Source organism: Deltaproteobacteria bacterium IMCC39524, from assembly GCA_029667085.1.
Taxonomy (GTDB): Bacteria; Desulfobacterota; Desulfuromonadia; order Desulfuromonadales; family BM103; genus M0040.
Map to the genome: position 1 here is coordinate 960959 of JARUHJ010000001.1, position 21437 is coordinate 982395.

Annotated in this window: 20 protein-coding genes; 12 read left to right on the top strand and 8 right to left on the bottom strand. The window is 45.2% G+C overall.

All coding sequences use genetic code 11. The features are described from left to right. Positions 1–249: 249 nt before the first annotated feature. The 10 genes from P9J64_04480 to P9J64_04525 all read left to right on the top strand — a co-directional run bounded on the left by P9J64_04480 (position 250) and on the right by P9J64_04525 (position 10532). Complete coding sequence (locus tag P9J64_04480; protein MDG5467574.1) at positions 250–438, top strand: Flp family type IVb pilin; 189 nt, start codon at positions 250–252, stop codon at positions 436–438. 69 nt (positions 439–507) lie between these two features. Beyond that, on the top strand, positions 508–1125 hold the full coding sequence (locus P9J64_04485; protein ID MDG5467575.1) for a prepilin peptidase: 618 nt from the start codon (positions 508–510) through the stop codon (positions 1123–1125). A gap of 750 nt (positions 1126–1875) precedes the next feature. After that, positions 1876–2685, top strand: a complete 810-nt coding sequence (gene cpaB, locus P9J64_04490) for a Flp pilus assembly protein CpaB (protein ID MDG5467576.1) — start codon at positions 1876–1878, stop codon at positions 2683–2685. Between the two features lie 25 nt (positions 2686–2710). After that, positions 2711–4300 (top strand): pilus assembly protein N-terminal domain-containing protein, encoded by a 1590-nt coding sequence (locus P9J64_04495; GenBank protein ID MDG5467577.1) that lies wholly within the window; start codon positions 2711–2713, stop codon positions 4298–4300. 19 nt (positions 4301–4319) lie between these two features. Further along, positions 4320–4574 (top strand): hypothetical protein, encoded by a 255-nt coding sequence (locus tag P9J64_04500; protein ID MDG5467578.1) that lies wholly within the window; start codon positions 4320–4322, stop codon positions 4572–4574. Between the two features lie 411 nt (positions 4575–4985). Continuing rightward, positions 4986–6164, top strand: coding sequence for an AAA family ATPase (locus P9J64_04505; GenBank protein MDG5467579.1), 1179 nt, complete (start codon positions 4986–4988; stop codon positions 6162–6164). Between the two features lie 32 nt (positions 6165–6196). Next, positions 6197–7531: a CpaF family protein gene (locus P9J64_04510; protein MDG5467580.1), complete on the top strand. Its 1335-nt coding sequence runs from the start codon at positions 6197–6199 to the stop codon at positions 7529–7531. A 20-nt stretch (positions 7532–7551) separates the two neighbouring features. Further along, positions 7552–8529: a type II secretion system F family protein gene (locus P9J64_04515; GenBank protein ID MDG5467581.1), complete on the top strand. Its 978-nt coding sequence runs from the start codon at positions 7552–7554 to the stop codon at positions 8527–8529. An 8-nt stretch (positions 8530–8537) separates the two neighbouring features. Beyond that, a complete protein-coding gene (locus P9J64_04520) occupies positions 8538–9530 on the top strand; it encodes a type II secretion system F family protein (GenBank protein ID MDG5467582.1) in 993 nt (330 codons plus the stop codon). A gap of 39 nt (positions 9531–9569) precedes the next feature. Then, positions 9570–10532 carry a tetratricopeptide repeat protein gene (locus tag P9J64_04525; GenBank protein MDG5467583.1) on the top strand — a complete coding sequence of 321 codons (963 nt, stop codon included), beginning with the start codon at positions 9570–9572 and terminating at the stop codon, positions 10530–10532. 72 nt (positions 10533–10604) lie between these two features. On the opposite strand, the gene P9J64_04530 is transcribed toward P9J64_04525, so the two are convergent. After that, positions 10605–12020, bottom strand: coding sequence for a hypothetical protein (locus tag P9J64_04530; GenBank protein MDG5467584.1), 1416 nt, complete (start codon positions 12018–12020; stop codon positions 10605–10607). A 220-nt stretch (positions 12021–12240) separates the two neighbouring features. On the opposite strand from P9J64_04530, the gene P9J64_04535 reads away from it, so the two are divergent. Continuing rightward, on the top strand, positions 12241–12681 hold the full coding sequence (locus tag P9J64_04535; protein MDG5467585.1) for an SH3 domain-containing protein: 441 nt from the start codon (positions 12241–12243) through the stop codon (positions 12679–12681). Between the two features lie 310 nt (positions 12682–12991). Here the strand turns inward: P9J64_04535 and P9J64_04540 are convergent, their stop codons facing one another. The 6 genes from P9J64_04540 to murJ form a co-directional block, all read right to left on the bottom strand. Continuing rightward, a complete protein-coding gene (locus P9J64_04540; protein ID MDG5467586.1) occupies positions 12992–14071 on the bottom strand; it encodes a glycosyltransferase family 2 protein in 1080 nt (359 codons plus the stop codon). Next, positions 14068–15267 (bottom strand): glycosyltransferase family 87 protein, encoded by a 1200-nt coding sequence (locus P9J64_04545; GenBank protein ID MDG5467587.1) that lies wholly within the window; start codon positions 15265–15267, stop codon positions 14068–14070. The genes P9J64_04540 and P9J64_04545 overlap by 4 nt, the downstream gene beginning before the upstream one ends. Before the next feature lie 460 nt (positions 15268–15727). After that, positions 15728–16486 carry an ADP-ribosylglycohydrolase family protein gene (locus P9J64_04550; protein ID MDG5467588.1) on the bottom strand — a complete coding sequence of 253 codons (759 nt, stop codon included), beginning with the start codon at positions 16484–16486 and terminating at the stop codon, positions 15728–15730. Positions 16487–16642: 156 nt separating this feature from the next. Beyond that, positions 16643–17731, bottom strand: coding sequence for an aminopeptidase (locus P9J64_04555; GenBank protein ID MDG5467589.1), 1089 nt, complete (start codon positions 17729–17731; stop codon positions 16643–16645). 46 nt (positions 17732–17777) lie between these two features. Continuing rightward, on the bottom strand, positions 17778–18302 hold the full coding sequence (locus P9J64_04560; protein ID MDG5467590.1) for a methylated-DNA--[protein]-cysteine S-methyltransferase: 525 nt from the start codon (positions 18300–18302) through the stop codon (positions 17778–17780). 3 nt (positions 18303–18305) lie between these two features. After that, positions 18306–19898 carry a murein biosynthesis integral membrane protein MurJ gene (gene murJ / locus P9J64_04565; protein MDG5467591.1) on the bottom strand — a complete coding sequence of 531 codons (1593 nt, stop codon included), beginning with the start codon at positions 19896–19898 and terminating at the stop codon, positions 18306–18308. A gap of 188 nt (positions 19899–20086) precedes the next feature. Between murJ and rpsT the strand changes: the two genes are divergently transcribed. Then, positions 20087–20359 carry a 30S ribosomal protein S20 gene (gene rpsT / locus P9J64_04570; protein ID MDG5467592.1) on the top strand — a complete coding sequence of 91 codons (273 nt, stop codon included), beginning with the start codon at positions 20087–20089 and terminating at the stop codon, positions 20357–20359. A 62-nt stretch (positions 20360–20421) separates the two neighbouring features. On the opposite strand, the gene holA is transcribed toward rpsT, so the two are convergent. Continuing rightward, positions 20422–21429, bottom strand: coding sequence for a DNA polymerase III subunit delta (holA, locus tag P9J64_04575; GenBank protein ID MDG5467593.1), 1008 nt, complete (start codon positions 21427–21429; stop codon positions 20422–20424). Positions 21430–21437 lie beyond the last annotated feature (8 nt).

Consider the following 21437-nt stretch of genomic DNA (forward strand, 5'->3'; position numbering starts at 1 on the left):
TTAAAAGGTGGTTATCCACTAAGGCATAAAGCTTCCAAAAACGAGGGAGGACTTTCATTCAAAACGGCTAAGCAACACCGTGAACATATAACCTTAGTTATAGTTATATAAATAATCGGTATAAAATTAAGGAGTTTTTACCATACTACGAAAGTTGTGTGCTTGACTTGAAATGGCTCGGGGTTATGATTGCATCAAGCTCAAAAAGGGAAGCAAGGAAGTTAAACCAACTGCAAGGAGGAAAAGAAAATGGGAATCAAGAATTTTTTCAAGAGATTTATCCAGGAAGAAGAAGGCGCAACAGCTGTTGAATACGCAGTCATGATCGTTTTGATCGTTGTCGTGTGTCTAGGTGTTGTTAAACTGCTCGGCACAGAGGTCCAAAATGCATTCAGCGTCGTACAGTCATCTATGAATGCAGCTAATACCGGAAGTTAACAAACACTATTAAGGTTTGAAGATTACGAACAAATCAAGCTTCACTGTAATATAATAGAGGCGGCACAATTGGGAAGAGAGAAAATTGAAATCACACCGAGTCATATCATTGGCTTGATAGCTGTAGTGGTCTCAATCTACTTCTTGGTCACACAAATAGCAAATCTTCCCATTGTAGCCGCCTCGATTTATTTCATTCTTGCCTGTACAACAGACACACTCAAATGTAAAATTCCAAACATTCTTAACGCCTGCCTGCTAGTTGCAGGCATTGTTATATATACTGCAACTCTAGGCGTGTCGGGGCTCCTATTGAGTCTCTACGGTTTAGGCTTGGGACTAATTCTCTTGCTTTTGCCCTACATAATGGGGGGGATAGGTGCGGGCGACGTTAAAGCACTGGGAGCACTCGGCGCATTGATCGGCCCATATGATTTGTTACATGTGTTTATTTACATGGGGCTGTATGGTGGCGTCCTCGCACTTTTACACTACTGCTTCAACACCAACATAAAAGACAATCTCCGTGAAGCTTGGTTCTCAGTGTGTGCTTCAGTTCTTACTCGAGAAGTTAACTATATAGTCCCCCACAAGCCTGGGCCTCGTAAAGCCTCTATGCGTTTTCCTTATTCCGCGGCAATCGCCCTTGGTTATTACAGCTTTGTTTATTGGGGAGGGCTTTTATGAGTCGCATTTTCAATTTGTCGACACGACCGGCGTAAGCATTCCAAAAAAAACTTCAATTTTTGCAAAACACGAGAACAAAAAGAGATCAAATGAACTACCTCACGGGAAGCTACGAAGCATAAACAGCATGCAACATTTGCAGCCAAAACAATTGGGAACCATATTTAGCCGCTATCATGATCTATGAAAATTTGTATCACTAAAAAAGTCCCCATAGAATTGGTTCCAACTATAGACCTTGATAGTCCTTCATCGCGGCCAAACAAAAGTTATAACTTTAGAGACAATTAGCGCACCAAACTGCGGGGAATTAGACCAGCTCTTTTGATTAAATTCCTTCGAGCTGTTTTTAACCACAAGCAGAGACATTAAAACCTTCTTAAGAAATAAAATATATGGAATTCTTTGGGAGAGTTTTTTTTAAAATCTGGTAGAATATATTCAGCTACTTAGCATGACTTGATTCTGATACATTTGGTGCAAGTAGCTTATGTGATAAATTCTCATTCTAGGTAAAGCAACTTATATCAATTAGAGATAAGGACAGATTCGCAACATGCGTTTCAAACAAATTTAACTTTTTCGGTTTAATTATTGTGTAGACATTATGTAGTACGGCCGTTTTGTTGATGGCGAAGAGACGATAGGCTCTGTCGCCATAACATTCAGACGAAGGGTCTAATTTAAAAAGCTAATTACTGCCTACTTAAGTTTAGTGTCCATATCAATATTCATTCAAGGAGGTTCACCATGAAACAATATGGCACGCTGATCGCGCTGGCCGTAGCCGTGATTTTCGGCATTGTTGCCGTAATCCTTGCGAACCAATGGCTGAGTACGCAGGTTTCCGATGACAAAGCTATTGTCCAGGAGCAGAAGTTTCCTCTAACAAAGATTGTTGTCGCAGGACAAAATCTTGATATCGGATCAATACTTAATGAGAAGAACCTCCTTCTTGTCGATTGGCCAAAGGCAAATACCCCTCAAGGATCTTTTGAAAACATCGAGGAGATCAAAGATCGTGTATTAGTGACCAGGGTTGTCGCAGGTGTACCAATTATCGCGGCAGAGCTTGCCGCTCCTGGCTCTGGGGCTGGATTAGTTGCCAGCATCAAGCCAGGCATGCGAGCTATGGCGATCAAGGTTAATGAAGTTATCGGCGTTGCTGGCTTCGTTTTACCCAACACATTTGTCGATGTCATCTCCGTGCAAAACAAAGCAGCCCAAACAGTTCTCAAACGTATCGAGGTCTTGGCTATTGCACAACAGACCTTCGTGGAAGAAGGGATAGCAAAAGTAGTCAGCACTGTGACGCTGGAGCTTACACCCAAACAGGTAGAAAAATTATCCGAAACAATTCCCAAAGGCCCCATGACCTTAGCATTATTAAACCCTGCCGAAGACATGGAAGAGAAGCCTAAGCCAAAACCTGTAAAGGTCGCCAGCAAAAAAAGAGCTTACAAACCACGGCCAGCTGCCCCAAAAGTGTCAACATACGACATTGTAATCATTAAAGGAACTCAGTCAGTTGAGACAGTTAAACTGAAAAATCAAAATTAGATTTGATATATTAAGGGAGGCGTAAATGAAACCAACACCCCATGCTACAATTAGGCTTTTAATGTTTACTTTAGCCTTAACTGTCTCGTTAATTAGCATATCTGGTGCGCAGGTCTGGGAAGACAGCGTCGAAATTGCATCAGGTGAAACCGCTAACTATGTTTCACAACACCACCCTTTAAAAAGGGTTATTGTCGGTGACCCAGACATGGTCCATGTTGACGTTATCGCTAAAGATGAAATCGTTCTGGTTGGCAGGCAGATGGGCCAATCAAAAATTCTGTTGCGTGACAATATGGACAACACGACAACTCTCAATGTTTTTGTGTCGCCCGATGTCAGCCTTTTAAAACGACGAATTCATCAACTCTTCCCGAATCAGGATATCAAGATTTATTCAAACGCCAACGGAGTCATTCTGGGTGGCACAGTGACTGGAGCTGAGATTATTGAGCAAGTTCTACGTGTCGCTAGCCAGATTCTGGTCGCTCCAACGGGTGAAGGGCCAAAGCCGATCAAGATCGGAGAAGGCGTGGCTAAGAGTGCATCTAGAGAAGAGCTTGCGACGGTTATTGCACAGAAGCAGACTATCTCGGCCAGAGCTGATGATGGCGGCGGAGGGGCCGGAACGGGGGAATCAAGCCCACAGATTATCAACCTGATGAAGGTTGGTGGCCCACAACAAGTTATGCTTGAAGTCAAGTTCGCCGAGGTCAACCGAGACTCAACGCGTGACATGCAGGCGGCATTCAAGCTTGGGGGATTGAGCAGCGATTTTGGTGGCGCAATCGGTGTTTCTCCATTTGGTGTTGGTGGCGGAGGAGCGGCCCCTTCTTTGCCAAGCCTTGCGGGGGATCTCTTTGTCAACCTTGCCGGCCTCGCGGACAACGCGAATGTATTTCTCAACATCAACAAGTTCTCTCTGGCAATGCGATTCCTCGAAGAAGAGGGAATGGCCAGGCTTCTTGCTGAGCCGCGCCTAGTGACCCTTAGCGGCCAAGAAGCAAGCTTTCTGGCTGGCGGAGAATACCCATATCAGACTGTTAGCGATAGTGACGTTTCAATCGGCTTTAAAGAGTACGGAGTCGGCCTCACATTCACTCCGATTGTAGGCAGTGACGGCATGGTGACCTTAAGGGTCAGCCCCAGTGTCAGCGATATCGATAGACTGGTACAGACCTCGACGGGCCCGCAACCGATACTAGTTACACGCAAACTCAACACAACGGTCAGACTTCGAGATGGGCAGACTTTGGTGTTGGCCGGCCTGCTTCAAGACAACCTTCGCGAAAACATTGAGAAGTTACCTTTTCTTGGCGACATCCCGATTCTGGGTGCACTCTTCCGAAGCAGTTTCTATGAAGAGCGCAAAACAGACCTGTTAGTCTCCGTAACACCGCATATTGTTAAACCGGTCAGAGAAGGCAGCATCAGCTTCCCGGGTGAATTCGTCAAGAAGCCAAGCCGACTGGAGTTCTATCTGGAAGGCCGACTCGAAGGTCGACGCACTCCTGAGGATCCTTCTCTCTTAAGCCAGCACAATTTTTCTGCTGCAACGGCAAGCGACGGTGGTGGGATGGAAGGTGATTTTGGCCAAACAGACGAAGCCCAATAAATTAAAGGGGATCATTACCATGAGATATCTGATACTGATATTTGTTGCGACAATATTTATGACAGGTTGTGCCCAGGAAGCCTACTACGCTGATCAAGAGTACGGGATAGCATCGATGGACGCTTACGATCAACAGATCGTACACAAGGATTACGTCCATGCCGGTAAGGAAGTTAAAGATATGGAAGGCCTGCACGCGGAGCCGACGATGCAAATGTACCATGACTCTTTCGGCGAAGGGTTCACCCAGAAAGATGTTGGCGAGGTTGATTGAGCTATCCCTGATTATGGCCTGCACGCCTGAGTTAGGACAAGAAAGAACTAAATTGAGAATGTCGTCATAATGAAATTGTGGCGACATTCTCAACATGAGGATAAGCATAAATAAAGACCAACGAAGCGTATATACAACCATTCCTGACACACTTGTTGTGGTTATTTTGTTGTCCTGCAGGTGCTTACCTTTCTTGTTCGTAATTTGCAAAGTCAGCGCCATTCTGTCGCAAAAGAGTTCATAACTCTTTGATAATGAATTAAATTGATATCATCTATGATATCCTTAAAATCAAAGCAAACTCAGACAATTATCTAAACAGTTAATCGGTTGCACAATTGAAAAATCGAGAGATTTAGTTACAATACATCTGAAGATGGAATTGAAATTTAATTTAGAGGGCAACAATAAATGGCAACTGAACTCATCTTCGCAATCGAGATATCCCAACCTAACCGAGCCAAAGCCTTTCTGGGCTTAGCCAAGCAGCTAAAAGGGGTAAATATTCTGCAGTGGCAAAGCCGCACGGCTGAAAAAGGCGTGTCTGCAGCTAAAACTGTCCCCGACATCATCCTGATTGATGACATCCTGGAAAGCGATGACCTGCTCTCAAGAGTCCAGGCGATCAAAAACAATTTCCCTAAAACCACACTATTCGTCGTTTCAGAAAACAAGGATCACCAAAACATCATATCGGTCATGAAAGCCGGGGCTTCAGAATACCTTCTTGAGCCTGTTCAAGAAGACCTGCTTTATAATGCGATTGAGGAGGTCCGCGTAAAGCTGGCCAGCTCAGGGAGCTTGGCGCAAGGCCGCATTTACAGCTTTATCAGTGCCAAAGGAGGTGTCGGTTCAACCGTTCTGGCAGTCAACACTGCGGCTTCTCTGGCAAGGGACAAAAAAAGTGCCGTGGCGCTGATGGATATGTCTTTTCAATCAGGTGATGCTTCGGTTCTTCTCGACATTGTGCCTCAGAACACAATTATGGATATCTGCGAGAACATACACCGCCTGGATGTTTCATTCCTGCGCGGTGTGATGTCTGGGCATTCAACAGGGATCAACTTCCTACCGGCACCAGCCAACCCTGAAGATAGCGAAGATATCCTAAGCGATCATATATCCAGCATCCTGAAGCTTTCCAAAAATCTCTACGATCACCTCGTCCTTGACTGTGCTTCCATGCATATCAATGACTGCAGCGTGGAGGCGTTCAAACAATCCGACAAGGTCTTTGTAGTAACAGACATGTCGGTTCCAGCGGTTCGTAATACTGTTCGGCTCTGCAAACTGATCAGAAAATTCGGCATCGGTCTTGAAAAAATTGAGATCATCATCAACCGCTACATCAAAGGCGGAGCACTCTCTTTAGCCGAAATCGAGAAGAATTTTGACAAACCGGTCTACTGGCTGATACCAAACGATTTCTCGGACGTTGTATCATCAATCAATCGTGGTGTGCCGCTGGTCAAGTTGACGAGTAATGCCCCTTTTTCCAAGAACATGTCCGAGTTCGTGCGAAAGTTTCAGGGGATCCTGGACGATCCAGACTTCAGGGGAATCAGAGGGACGTTTGGTAAAAGTATTTAACTCTTAGAGGCTGTAGTCATACTGGAGGGTCAATGGCAATCAAAAACATGCTCAGTAGAAAAACTACTGAAAACGATACAAGCGTTGTTACGCAAACAGAACACTCCAACTTCTACCATGAAGTTAAAAGGAAAATTCACGGCCGGCTGGTAGAAGAAGCGAATCTCGCAGCACTTGACACCTTAGAGCCGGGTGAGATCAAAGCTGAAATCGAGAATGTTGTAGAATACTACCTGCGCGATGAAAAAGCCCTTCTCAACGATAATGAGCGTAAACATATCATCGATGAGATCCTCGATGAGCTAACCGGTCTAGGCCCTCTGGAACCATTCTTCAAGGACCCAACGGTCAGCGATGTTCTCGTCAACACCTACAAAGACATTTATGTTGAGCGCTTTGGCCTGATCGAAAAGACAAAATCACGCTTCATCGACGATGTTCATCTTCGTAACATTATAGACAGGATAATTTCACGCATAGGCCGTCGTATTGATGAATCTTCACCGATGGTTGACGCTCGACTACCCGATGGATCACGTGTCAATGCCATCATCCCTCCCCTGGCTATTGACGGTCCTATGCTCTCCATTCGAAGGTTTGCCGTAAAGCCTTTAATAATGCAGGACCTGATTAACTACAAAGCTCTTACGCCTGAGATTGCACAACTTCTGTCAGGTTGTGTCAAAGCCAAGATGAACATCATGATCTCCGGTGGAACCGGGGCAGGTAAAACAACGCTGTTGAATATACTCTCTGCTAACATCCCCGCTAATGAGCGAATCATAACCATCGAAGACTCGGCAGAATTGCAGTTACAGCAGCCGCATGTCATACGTCTGGAAACACGACCACCAAGCGTTGAGGGGACTGGGCAAGTCACATCACGAGATCTGGTCCGAAACACACTGCGGATGCGCCCTGACAGAATCGTTGTCGGTGAGGTCCGTGGCGCAGAGGCCTTCGATATGCTACAGGCCATGAATACGGGCCACGATGGATCCTTGACAACCATTCACTCAAACAGCCCACGAGACTCACTCACTCGCCTTGAATCAATGATCCTTATGACCGGAGTTAACCTACCAGAAAAAGCCATGCGTTTCATGGTTTCGTCTGCACTTGACGTGGTTATTCAGGCTTCTCGAATGACCGACGGAAGCCGCAAAATAACCTCGGTTGCCGAGGTAGTTGGCATGGAAGGCGATGTTATCACCCTTCAGGATATTTTCGTTTTTGAGCGTCAAGGTTTGGATAAAGACGGCAAGGTGGTAGGAGAACATCGGTCGACTGGAATTCGGCCAAAATTCACAGAACGTTTAGAAATGGCAGGGATTGAAGTGCCTGAGAACCTGTTCAACAATTTCTGAACTTGCCCACTGGAGACTTTATGGACAAGATGACAATCTTTCTTTACGTCGCAGTTTTCATCTTTACAGCTGCTGTTATTCAGGTCATTTACCTCGCCTGGATGGAAAGCCGCTTTATTGAGAAACGTAAAATAAAAAAACGCCTGATGTTCATCTCTGCAGGGGGTAAACATGGACAGGAGAAGCTCGATAAATACCGCAAGGGTATTCTGAAAGATGTTGGGGCGTTCGAACGACTTGTTTTCAGTATTCCCCGTCTGAGTAATCTTGACAACCTTTTAATTAAAGTCAAAATGCCGATCAATGCCACTCTGTTCATTCTCCTTAGTCTCACTCTCGGATTTATCGGTTTTGGGATTGGCTACCTCTACTTACCACAACCTCTAGCGGCAATTTTTGTTGGTCTAGTCTGCATGCTTGCTCCATACTTCATCTTAAAACTGGCGGAGAAAAATTATTATAAAAAGTTCAACGATCAACTCCCGGAAGCTCTTGACCTACTGGCACGAGCTGTCCGCTCGGGCAGTGCCCTGTCTGCCGGATTAGGCATGATTGGCGAGGAGACTCAAGACCCAATTCGTTCAGAATTTGCGGCAACAGTAGACGAGATCAACCTGGGACTAACCATGACAGAGGCGATGGAAAATCTTTGCCAACGGGTTCCAATTGCGGACTTAAGGTTTTTTTCCATAGCAATTCTGGTGCAAAAAGAAACCGGTGGCAACATCGGTGAGATTCTCAACAACATCAGCCGGCTGATCAGAGAACGTATTGAATTTAAAGATCATGTTGCCGCTCTCACTGCAGAAGGTCGCTTGTCAGCGATTGTCTTGATAGGGCTACCAATTTTTATGTTCATCTATATGTATTTGACAAACTATGACTATCTCTCGCTTTTGCTGACAGAAAAGTTAGGCCACTATATGATCTTTGGTGCAATCGTTTTGATGATTATTGGTTCCTATGTCATCAAGCGTATTGTAGACATTGATATCTGAAGGTTCTCATGCAATTACTTAAAAACACATATTATGCACTTCTGGAGAATGCAGATTACTACGGAATCTTTCTTCTTATGTTTCTGGCTGTATTCTTCATGATACTGGCCATAAGCCTCTTAATCAGGGGGAGACAAAGTGGCACTGAAGGGCGGCTCAGAAAACTCGTAGGCGAAGGTACGCCTTCAAAATCGGGGAAGGCAGCCTCCCGACTCATGGGGCATAATGACGAAAGCTTAGCGGCCAAGCTTTCTAAACCTCTGCACAGGATTGCGTCCATAGATAAAAGAAGCGTCAGACAAAAAATGCAGCTGACATTAGTAAGAGCAGGATTCCGATCTGACCAGGCCATCTACAATTACCTGACTGCAAAGATTCTGTGTCCAATAATCTATGCTCTGATCTTCATGTTCTCTCGTATGGTATACAATTTTCAAACAGAAGTTTTATTGTCTATCCTAATGTTACTTATCCTCGGTTTTTTTACACCAAATCTTTGGGTGTTTTTGATGACAAAGACCCGCCAGGAAAAACTTGTCAAAGGGTTGCCCGATGCTTTGGATCTTATGGTTGTTTGCGTAGAATCTGGCCTCGGCCTCGATATGACTTTCAAGCGTGTCGGCGATGAAATGCTGCCCCTGTGCAAAGAGTTAAGCGATGAATTCACCTTAACAACCATGGAAGTAAGAGCGGGGATATCACGCGCTGATGCGTTCAAAAACATGAATGTGCGCACAGGAGTCTCTCAAATTATTAGCCTTACAACTCTTTTGGCTCAAACCAGTCGCTTCGGGACAAGCTTGGCGACAGCCCTGCGGGTACACGCCGACTCAATGCGTATCAAACGACGTCAAATTGCCGAGGCAACGGCAGCCAAGTCTGCAGTTAAAATGGTTTTCCCACTGGTTTTGTTTATCTTCCCAGCAATCTTTGTCGTACTTGTTGGTCCTGGTGCTATCCAGATTATAAAATACCTGATCCCAGCTCTTGGTGGCCGCTAGCCCCTTATCTGTACCCCATAAAATTAATGGAGGTTCAAAATGCAATGCAACACCTGTGGACCAGGCGTACCCATGAGGTCAATCCTGATCCTGACAATAATTCTGGCGGTAATTCTAACTAGCGGTTGCTCGCAATCAGCCCGAAAAGTCAGTTATATTTCTGATGACGCAGCGTCCTTGGAATCCCTTTCTGCAAAAGACGACACATCCTCGATGCAAAGCAAATCAGCTCAAGAACTGGTCACTGCAGGGTTCATTTATCTGGCAAACGAAAACCTGAGAATTGCAGAGTTGCATTTTGCAACTGCAATCAATAAAGATCCAACCATGGTGAATGCTTTTATCGGACTTGGCCGAATAGAGATGAGTAAAGGGAATTACAGCGCGGCGATGGTAAGGTTTGGTCAAGCCAGAGAGTTAAATCCTCAATCATTATATGCTTTGACTGGCGAAGCACGGGCATTACGTATGGAAGGAAAATTAAATGCCGCAATCAAGAAGATCAATACAGCAATGGCTATTGATCCAAAAGACATCAACGTCATTAAAGAGCTCGCCATGATTTACGACCTTATGGGGAAGGAGAACCTCTCAGGGCCTCTATACCATGAGATCATAGTCATGGCTCCGGACCAGGCAGCAAATCACAACAACCTTGGTTTAAACTACATGGTCAGAGGCGAGTATCCTGAGGCGGTACTCTCTTTTCTGCATGCGCTCGCACTCGAAAAGGACAATATTCGAATCAAAAACAACCTTGCTTCCGCTTATCTTCTGAGCGGCGACAAGGACAATTCTATTGAAATTTTCAGGGGAACCGTCGGTGAAGCGGGAGCATATAACAACGTCGGATACCTGCTTATGACTCAAGGCCACTTTGATGATGCAGAACAGGCATTCAAAAAAGCTTTACAACTCAACCCAAGCTACTATGTACGCGCACAAGAGAATCTCGACAAACTTAAGAGAACGCGTAACAAAGCAAATGTTTACCGCCCCTAAAGCTAAAATCCCCGCAAGAGCACTGGGCTACTAAACATTGTAGAACTCAAGAACATAGCCAAAGGGCACTACTTAATCGGACGTATTAATGATAGATACCTTTTTATTTGGGTCAATAGAAGACCCTCTATACATATTTTGACCTTGAGCATTGAATAGATCTTGTGATTTTTTATAATGTTTCCGAGAAAGATCTAATTCGCCCCTCTTTTCATAAATCTCTCCAATTGCCAATTCTACAAATGAATCATATGGATTAATCTTATTTGCACGTAACTGCATTTTGAGATTTTTATCTGGATCATCACTATAGAGCAATATACCAACGTTACTGATTGCCACCGCAGAATTAGGGTTAACATTCATAGAATGAGACCAGAGAGTTAAACTGTTTTGCCAAATATTGTTCTGCTGAATCGTCAAAAAAGAGAGTCCAAAAAGAATTGGGGTTACGAGAACAACTACAGCTTTTGCATCGAAATTTTTTGTAACTAAAAAAGAAAAAATCATAAAAAAACCAACAGAGGGAGCATATAAATAACGGTCTGCTGCCAAATGCGTAATAGGGATAATATTCGATGTTGGAAGAAACAAAAGACCAATCCAAAGAAGGCTAAAGAAACAATATTTATTAATTTTAAATAAAAAGTATAAAGAGGAAAGGTAAATAGTTATGAAAATGCATGTTAAAACAATTCTTATGTCCCAAAAAGAAAAAGGTACTTCCAATATATAATTTACAGACAAATTAAAGGGGTAAATGAGTTTTAAAAAAATATGCCCCCATGAATTTATAACAATCAATAGATATTTCTGGATTTCAAACTCATAAAAATAATTATGGTGTTGAAGTACAGCGTTCATTTTACCGATATAATTATAATTTATCAGGATAGGAACTGAAGGAACAGCGGCAAGAATCAGCAAAACAGATATTATTTTTTTATCAAATGATTTTTCCCCAAGCACTCTTTCGGCAATGAAGACTTCATAAATTAACACCAACAAAGGAAAGACAATTGCATTCTGTTTAGCTAAAATGGCAATGGCCATGGAAACAGTTGAATAAAAAAGTAAACGACGTTTGCCTCCCCGCTTGAATGTTAGATATGAAATGAAAGATAAAAGCATGAAAAACAAAGAAAGACTGTCTTTACGGTGAGACACTTGAGCGACAACTTCAACCTGCAAGGGATGCACAAGAAAAAGAGCAGCAGCCAACCAAGCAGTTTTTTTATCGTCAAACAAAAGAGATGACATCACAAAGACCAACCATGCATTGAGAGCATGCCAAAGAACATTCTGAAGATGCCAGCCCGTCGAGAAGAGCCCAAAAACATGATAATCTAGCATCATGCTCAGTTCACGGAGAGGCCTGCCTGGGTAAGTATTCGCTATGAAGTTTTCAAAGGATCTTATATCAGAATTGCCGACGACGACAAAATTATCATCAAATGACCATGCATTATTAAAAGAATTTGCGTACAAGAAGAGGCCTGACAAAAGGAATATCACTAAAGAGTAAAAATACGGATCTTTATTGAGCCTGTCAGAAAATTTTTCAAGAAAAGAAATCAACGTTTAAACTCGCAAGGTTAACTTCACTGAGGCGTTTATTATTTTAAGGGATTCAGGAATTGACAAATCAAAAGTTTAACTATTAATATGCCCAAAGGATACCATAAACATTAACAATTCTGGAGGTGTAATGCACAGTTCGCTAATTTTAATCTCTCTTCTATTCTTTGCTTTGAGTACAAATGGTTATGCAGAAGGAATGTCTGTAGCCTTTACCGGGGCGGAAATTCGTACGGCACCTTCATCAATGTCATCAAAGGTCATTCTGAAAGTGAGCAAGTACTATCCCCTGACTGTCAACAAGCGTGGTTCAGAGTATTACCATGTCAGCGATTATCGTGGACGAAACGGCTTTATACACAAGTCTCTTCTGAAACCACAACCTGCCATTATTGTAACCGGCGACCGAGCCAATGTGCGTCAAGGTCCAGGTACGAACCATTCTGTAATTTTCCAGTTATCCAAAGAGGATTCGTGTCGTTTATTATCCAAACAAGAGAAATGGTTTGAGATTCAAACGGTTGATGGCCGCAAGGGCTGGGTCGCTGCATTTCTAACCTGGGGCCAATAACTTCCAGTAAAACTCCAAGATGAGAAATACTTCGCACCCTGGTGCAGTACAAACTGTCCAAGAGATGATCACATTGAGAGCTTTCCACTCCCGAACGGATCAGTTACACACTTTGCCCTCTCCCTTCCGGGAAAATCATTTTTCTGTACGACAGGCCTTTTACCTGTATTGACAACCCGATCGAAGCGCTGATTAATCCGTAAGCATAAAAACCCTTCAGAATTACTGAAGGGTTTCAACATACGTCACTAAATACTCTAATATACTTCTAGTGCCATCCCTGCGCTGTTTTCTGGGGATGAAAACATGTTCAATTTCTCCATGCAAGTAGTGAGGTCGCAGCGTAATTCCACACTGTGCCGACTAGCACACCGGCAAGGCCAGAAACCCACCAAGTATATTCCATCCCGAAGATGTAGGATGCAACGCCGATATTAGCCAGACTGCCAATGCTGCACACACCGTAGAACGTCAGTAAGCCTTTTATAAGTTGTTTCCCTTTGAGCCGTTTGTCGTAATAGGTCAACCAATTATTGATAAAAAAGTTGGTCGTCATTGCAACCAGTGTCGCTCCGGACTGAGCAATTGTAAAGCTGGCATCAACCAGGTTCAAAAATGAGTAAAGCACTGCAAAGTGGACCAAGACACCGGTCGTTCCTACCATAGAAAACATAACAAAACGGGCAGGCAATAACCCACCCGTCAGCTTTTCAATCAACATGAAGACAAACTCCATGATGACCATGCTATCCAGTTTACTTTGCCCATGTTCGCGCACTCTAAATTGATAGGCGACATCAGAAATTCTGATCTTGCCAGGATAACTGGTGACGATATCGAGTAACAGCTTGTATCCTTGCAGAGAGAGATGGCGTACGCATAGATCCAGGACCTCGCGCTTCATCATAAAGAACCCACTCATCGGATCAGAAATTGGCTGGCGAGCAATCAATCGACTAGTCGCAGTTGCTAATTTACTGGTACGAATACGGTCAGCATCCCATTCACCAAACCCACCCTCTGCAACATAGCGACTCCCAAGGGCCAGATCTGTCTTCCCTGTTTTCAGCAAGCATAGCATCTCCGCAAGTTTTGTTTCATCATGCTGCAAATCACCATCTATTACAGCCAAAAATGGTGATACACAAGCGAGGAAACCTTCGACTACTGCAGATGACAAACCGCGCCTTCCAATGCGGTGAAGTCGACGGGCATTGGGTTTTTCTTTACAAAGATCAGTAAGAGCTTCAAGAGTGCCATCGGTGGAATCGTCATCAACAAAAATTATTTCCCAGACGACGGACGGTAAGGCTTTTTCTATCGCGTCATATAACAGGCGAATGTTGGCAACTTCATTAAAAGTTGGAACAATGATGGAAAGTTCGTTCATGACAGTGGGGAAGCCTCCGTTACCTGTACACGACATAATCTGATCGTCTGGTATAGAAACATAAACATAATTATCGGGGCCCACGGTATAGGCACAAGCAAGTTCAAAGATCTAGCCATAATAGGTGTAAGCCATGCAAGAAACAGCAAATTGATGAGCCCGGGTCGAAAACCATTAAAAAGGCCATAACTGGCCAGACAAGCAATCGGAACAGCCAGAAGAGTCAGATCGTAATCCAGCAAAAATGGCGATATCAACAAGGAGCCCGTTCCGAGAGCAGCAGACTTCAGGCGGAGATCAACATCTTGGCGCCAAACCCAAAGCACAACGATGGCAGCAAATAGCGCCAAAGAGCCATGCAGAACATAGGCAATCTCCGTATCCAAACCGATTGCACGTAACGAGGTATACAAACTTTGCATTTTATAGAAAGACACCATCCCTTCGTTCAGCACAGATGCCGTTTTACCGGTACTGGCAAAAAATGCAGACCAGGTCTTTGTCCCAAGAGCCACCCATGAAACTAAAATGAAAGACACCGCCGAGATGCACGCAGAGAAAAATACACGCCATCGACACGACGCGATAAGTACGATGGGGATCAGGACACCCAGATGCGGTTTGAAAGTCAGTAAACCTATCAATAATCCAGCAAGAATTGGTTTACGATCGAGGTAGTAGAGAGCCCCAGTAAAGAGTCCCGCTGTAAGAAAAGCGTTCTGCCCATGGCCCAGCGTCACAAAGACCGCAGGGAAAGCCAGTGTCAAAATGATCGCCTCGTGACGCCCTGCAAGTTTCACCACCATAGACACGAACAAAAGCAAGGTCAGTCCCTGCCAGACGAAGAGCGCCAATAGATAAGGTAGTGCGCCGAGAGGCATCAACATCAGTATAAAGGTAGGTGGATAGGAAAAGCTGTAGAAGTCTTCAAGTTCAGGTCCGAGAGCCACTCTCTCGGCTTTAAATTGTGCAGAAAAATCGTAGGCAAGAGGCGCCTGGCCGTCGATCGCCAATTGTGCAGCAGAATAAAAGCTGGTGAAATCAGTCCCAAGAGGACGGCCCTGACGATCGAACACTCCATTTGCCATGAGCACCCAGATCAAAATGACCAGTATGTAGGTTACCAAAAAGATACACGGGTAAACACGTAAACGTTCTTTGGTCAACCACTTACCAGAGGAACCTGATAGTGACATAGGCAACGTCCCTCCTCCCTGGTGAGTATATAATTACTCATCATGCAATTAAAATATAACGAAAGTGACAGGTCCCTATTCTCTAGAGGATCGATGTCTATTGAAAAGATTGTATAGGAAACCCGTGGCGATTCAAAGATACAAAAATACGTGCAATTACACCGGATATGGGGTTAAAGACAAAAGAGAGGTCAGGTCTTACTTATACTTGCTCATAAATATGGGTAAAGTTGTCAGATCTTTCGAAAGGCTGTGCAAATTAGACGGCAAAAAAGCCCTTGAATTATTTCTATCATGTTTGAGAAGGTCAATACCCAACCAATTAGAAGGTGGATTTATTCCGATATGCGACAGCACAATTGCAGGAGCATCATAATGGGAACCTCGAACAGAACTTATTACACCGCAAGATTGATTTTTCGACAGTACAAATAGAGGAAACGATATAATGCAATTTTATTCATAATTGAAAGTTTAGAAAAACACCTCTCAGCCGTTCATCAAGTCCGATTAAGGTCTCACCCACAATCTCCTGCGGAACCCCACCATAAAAGTCCTCAGCAATACTCCCGGCAATACACGCTTGAGTATCACTATCCCCTCCCAAAGAAACAGTATAACGAACAGCATCCTCAAAAGCAGTCGATTCAAGAAAGGCAATGATGGCTTGCGGCACAGACTTCTGGCAAGAGACTTCAAAACCGTAATCTTCGCGAAGAACATCGATCGTTGAGGAAAGATCATATTTAAAATGGTTTTCTACATACCCCTTGGGCTCTGTTTTACTTGAACCGGTAAGCGATATAAAAACAGCCGCCGCAACAGCCTGTGCACCTTTGATCCCTTCCGGGTGATTATGTGTGATTTCAGCGCTGTGCTTCGCTTCTTTCAGGACCTTATCCAGATCGTCATAAAACCAGGCAACGGGACTGACACGCATAGCGGAGCCATTACCATAACTGCCATAAGGTTTCGGATGCGGGGAGCGGGCCCAGCGCCGGAAGCGACCACCGTAACCTGCATTCGGATAATAGTAGAAATATTCTCGGAGTTTATCCTGGTAGGGAATCCTGTGCAGAAGGCTGTCTGCTAAAGCGATGGTGTGAACAGTATCATCAGTGAAAACACTTTGGCGGCTGAACAGTTCGAACTCTTGGCTCTTGATTCCGGGATGTTCAAAGCGCGAGCCTATGATATCAACCGCGATGGCCCCCAGCATCCGCCCCTTCACTAAATATGTGCTTAGATTTAAAAAAAACGGGGATAATCCCCCGACGCTTGCTTCGTAAACATGGTCAAGTCTTTGTTTGTCTCAGAGATCTCTGCTACTCTGTGGTGCAAGATGATTGGGTGGTCTGATTTTTTATGCTTACGTTTATAAAGATCCGTTGAGAGAAGCCGTAATCTTTGAAGATAAGGACTTCAATTTCGCCAGACGCTCGTCTTTTGGCAGAGCCCCGAGCTTCTTCACCTCGACATAGAACTTTTCCAGATCGTTTCCGGATTGCAGCAAAAGCGTCTGAAAGGCCGGAACCAGCTCATAATAACTTGCCGCTGAAGAGAGTCGCGCATTATTCAGGCCGCGCTTGACCCATAAATCATAGCCCGCATAGCCATTCCAGCGCTCTTTGAGGCGTTCATAATCATCAACAGCACCATTTATAATCTGTTCTTTAGCAATACGCTTTTGATCATTCCCCTGCTCTGAAGCATAAGCTTGTGTTAAATCAGAACGAACGTTCGCAAGGAACTCATGAAAATCAGCAGACCGCTTTTCCCTCTGCAAACACTCATGCCATAATTCCTGTGAATCGGAGCTATCAAACCAGCGCCTTAGGCCCTCTAACTCTACCGTTTTTGCAAAAGACTCGTTAAACACCGTGTCGTTCTGGACATAAATAACCTGGTGTGACATCTCGTGAAAAAGAAGACCTGCAAGTTGAATATCATCATTATCCAGGAATGTGTTCAGCACCGGATCATCGAACCAGTTGAGCGTTGAATAAGCCTCGACTCCGTAGACGTCCACATCAAACCCTTGAGCGGAATAAACCTGCGCCCTTGTCTGAGCTTCCTGTTCATCAAAATAACCGCGATAAGTCACACAGCCGGCGACAGGAAAGCACCACTCGTTCAACTTGAGGGAAAGTTCCGGTGCAACAACCAGGTTCCACACAGCGTATGGACGTTCAAGATCCGCATACTTATGATAGCTGCCATTATCCGGCAAATCCAGAGATGAGACAGCAAATTCACGGAGCGTGACAACCTTGGAGAGTTGTTCTCGAAGGTCATGTGGTTCAGTCTCTTGTGTGAGGATGTCGTCAATCGATTCAGCGCTGGACATCAAGGACCACTGGCCCTTGGCGACCTTTAGGAGGTAGGTGCTATCGCTACAGGAGATCAGGAGAGCGATTACGAAAAGGAGGAGGAGTATGCAGCATGTTCGACGAAAGAAAAACATGGCAACCTGTTTAACAAAGTCATACGCGAAAAAGGCAAGCCCAGAACTAAGTTTTCAGGCCTGAGGCAAGCTTACATTCAAAATCCAGTAACCAGGTTTTGGTGCTGGTCCCGTGTGCGCCTGAATACTGTCCAACCCTTCCATTTGCATTCACGACCCGATGACAGGGTACAACCAGTGGGAAGGGGTTTGATGACATCACCCCACCAACGGCTCGCGCTGCCCCTGGAGAACCGGTTCTGGAAGCCAACTCACTATAAGAGACAACGGACCCCAAGGGAACCTTCATCAACTCATCATGAGTCTTTATCGCGAAGGCCGAAAGAGATTCGGTGCAAAGTGCCAGGTCGAATTCATCACGCGTCCCCTGGAAAAACTCTGCCAGCTGCAACAAAACTGTCTGTGGATAGCCTTGGGATATACGCTCAGCATCGGGGTAATAACGCCTGACTGCCGCCACAGCAGCGTCCTGCGAGGTCTCAAAGCAGACCCTGAGCAACCGGTTTTGTCGTGTAATAACGGCAACATAACCACAGTCAAATGATACCATATCCCACTGTTCTGCAACCATGAATCACCCCTGACGTGAAGGAAAGGACAGTTTCTTTGCCAATAGGGCCCAGGCTTGCGAAATCTCCCTGACACCGCAAACCCTTAAGGATACAGCGTAAACGAGGGCTCCACAGACAACAGAAGAACCTAGCAAACCAAGACGAGCCCAGAAGCTACCGGCTACCATCCAGTCTACCTGAGCAAGCAACAGGGAAACAACCACAGCCATCAGAACCAGACCCGGGATCATGCGGAAAGTCGTCAGGAATATCCTCGAGAGCTCAAGATCCCCGATCCGCTTTGAAAGTAAGACAGTCAAAACGACAGCATTAAAGACCGAAGCAATTGTGAGGGCAAGAGCCAGGCCAGCATGACCCATGGTTTGCATCAGCAGTAACCCTGCGACAACATTCACCAGGAGTGTCCAGAAGGAGATAAGGACAGGAGTTCGCGTATCCTTCATCGCATAAAACGAAGGAACAACAACTCTGCTGATACCGACAAAAAGCAAACCGGGGGCATACCAGGCCAGAGCAATGGCAGCCTGAGAGACATCGAAGGAGGTAAAATTCCCACGCATAAAGAAAAGACTGTAAACAGCCTGGTTGCAGAGGATCAAGCCAAGAGCCGCCGGGATAGTGACCAAAAGAATTAAAATCAAGGCAAACTGCAACGAGTCGCGGAACCCCTCCCTGTCGTCTGCAGCAGCCTGACGACTCATAGCCGGCAAAACGGCCTGAGCCAGGGAAACCACAAACACCCCTTGAGGAAATTCAAAGAGTCGTTGGCCATAATAGAGCCATGAGACACTCCCCTCCTGGAGGAAAGAAGCCAGCAGGCGGGTCACCACCACGTTAATCTGGTAAATGGCAACACCGAGGATGCCAGGCAACATAAGACGCATGACTTTAACAACCGCGGAATTACGGAAATTGAAATCAAGGCGAAGATCGTAGCCGAAGCGATAAAGCACGGGGATCTGCATAAAGAACTGCACCATGCCACCAATAACAACACCCACAGCAAGCGCAAGGATCGGTTGATCCATCCTCGGAGCAATAACAAGCGCTGAACCAATCATCGCCAGATTCAGCATCACCGGTGATAAGGCAGGCATGAGAAAGTGCCCTGACACGTTTAAAACCCCAGCAAACAAAGCCACGAGGCTGACAAAGAGGATATACGGGAACATGAACTGATTAAGCAGATTGGTCAGGGCCAGCTTACCAGCGCTGCCGGCAAAGCCATAGCCTATGAGCTTAACCAACCAGGGTGACACCAGAATGCCAAGGATGGTGACGCATGAAAGCACAAGCAGCAAGAGGGTCCAGCAGATACGAACCACCTGTCGTGCTTCTTTTGCCCCTTGATGTTGCAGTACGTCTGTAAAAGTCGGTACAAACGCTGCGGTCAGAGATCCTTCAGCGAAGAATCTACGCAGCAGGTTGGGTATCGTAAAGGCGACAAAAAACGCATCGGTAACCATACCGGCGCCGAACACCGCAGCAACGACCATATCGCGGATCAATCCGGCAACCCGACTGGTCAGTGTTGCAAGAGTAAGGATTCCGGTCGCGCGGCTGATCTGTTTCTTTTCATGCTTGGCTTCAGACACGTCTATTTAACCCGATCGAATGTATTATTTTCTATTAATCCCGTGATTATACTCATAACATACTTGAATTAAACGTTATTTTTTTCAATATTGGAATAATTTTATCTTGACTATGCCTTCTCCGAGTGGTATAAAACTGACGCTTAGACAATAATATATGCAACATACCGTTTCGGAGGAAATAAAAAGTGGCAAATCACAAATCAGCAGAAAAACGTCATCGCCAGAGTAAAATTCGTAACGCTCGTAACACTCATATCCGCTCAACCATGCGTAGCTATGTCAAGAAATTAAGACTTGCTATTGCCGACGGCGATGTGGAGACAGCGAAGAGTCTTCTGGAAAAAACCGTCCCCTACATTGACAAAGCCGCCACGAAAGGCGTTATTCACAAAGCGACTGCAAGCCGTAAGATCGGCCGTTTGACCAAGCTGGTCAGCCAGGCAGAAGCAGCAAAGTAACAAACGCAAACAGTTTTACAACAAAGGGGCAAGCCTGAATCAGGTTGTGCCCCTTTTGTTTGCTAAGACGTCTTTTTTCCCAGAGCCGCTATATCTAGAACCAACTTTTCCATGTGCATCCTCGGCTCACTACCACTTGATTTCAGCGCCAGGTCCGTTTCCAGGAATTGATTAAAAACCTGACGATACTGTTGGTTATCAAATCTGCTCGCCTGTTTCATCAAGCCCTTCAGGAAATAGGGGCTGACACCCACCCTCTTTGGAAATTCGCTCTGCGGTACCCTCTGGGCAACCAATTCGTTAACTTTCCACATCTGGCGGAAATGACGCGTCATCATGGCCAACACCATCAGAGGCGCCTGCCCTTCAGAAAGCAAACGGTCCAGCAAGTGAAACGCTGTGGAGACATCCCCCTCGCCCAGAGCATCAGTCAGGTCGAAAACACTTTCAATGCGTGTATCCGAAACGATCGCCGCAACATCTTTTTCATCTGCGATGTCACGATCACCCAGATACCCCAGTAGCTTCTCAAGCTCACCCTGCACTTCTACAAGGTTGGTTCCAACCCTTTTACAGAAGAGCTTCAAGCCCTCATTGGTCAGAGTGACATTAAAGGATTTTGCCAGGTCACGCACAAAAGCGGGGAGCTGGTTCTCATAGATCTTTTTAAACTCAAAAGCTTTTCCAGACTTCTTGAGAATTTGATAGAACTTGCGGCGGGCATCAATTTTATCCGCTGTGAGCAAAAGCACCGTCTCGGGGACAGGCTCATCAAGATAAGTAAGTAAGCCTTCCAGTTGATCAGCAGATGCATCATGAACATTCTTGATAATGACCAGGCGACGTTCTGAGAAGACCGGGAAAGTCCTTGCCTGCTCAACAACTTCACCCGGCTTGAAGTCCTTGCCATAATACTGGGTCAGGTTAAAATCGCGATTCTCAGGAGAAACAACAGTGTCTCGAATTAACTGCAAACCTTGCTCAACAAAGTAGGACTCAGGGCCGTAAAGCAAAATCAGGCCGGGAAGTGAGCCGGCCTGAATAATATTTTGCAGTTCTCGTATAGACATAATGTTAA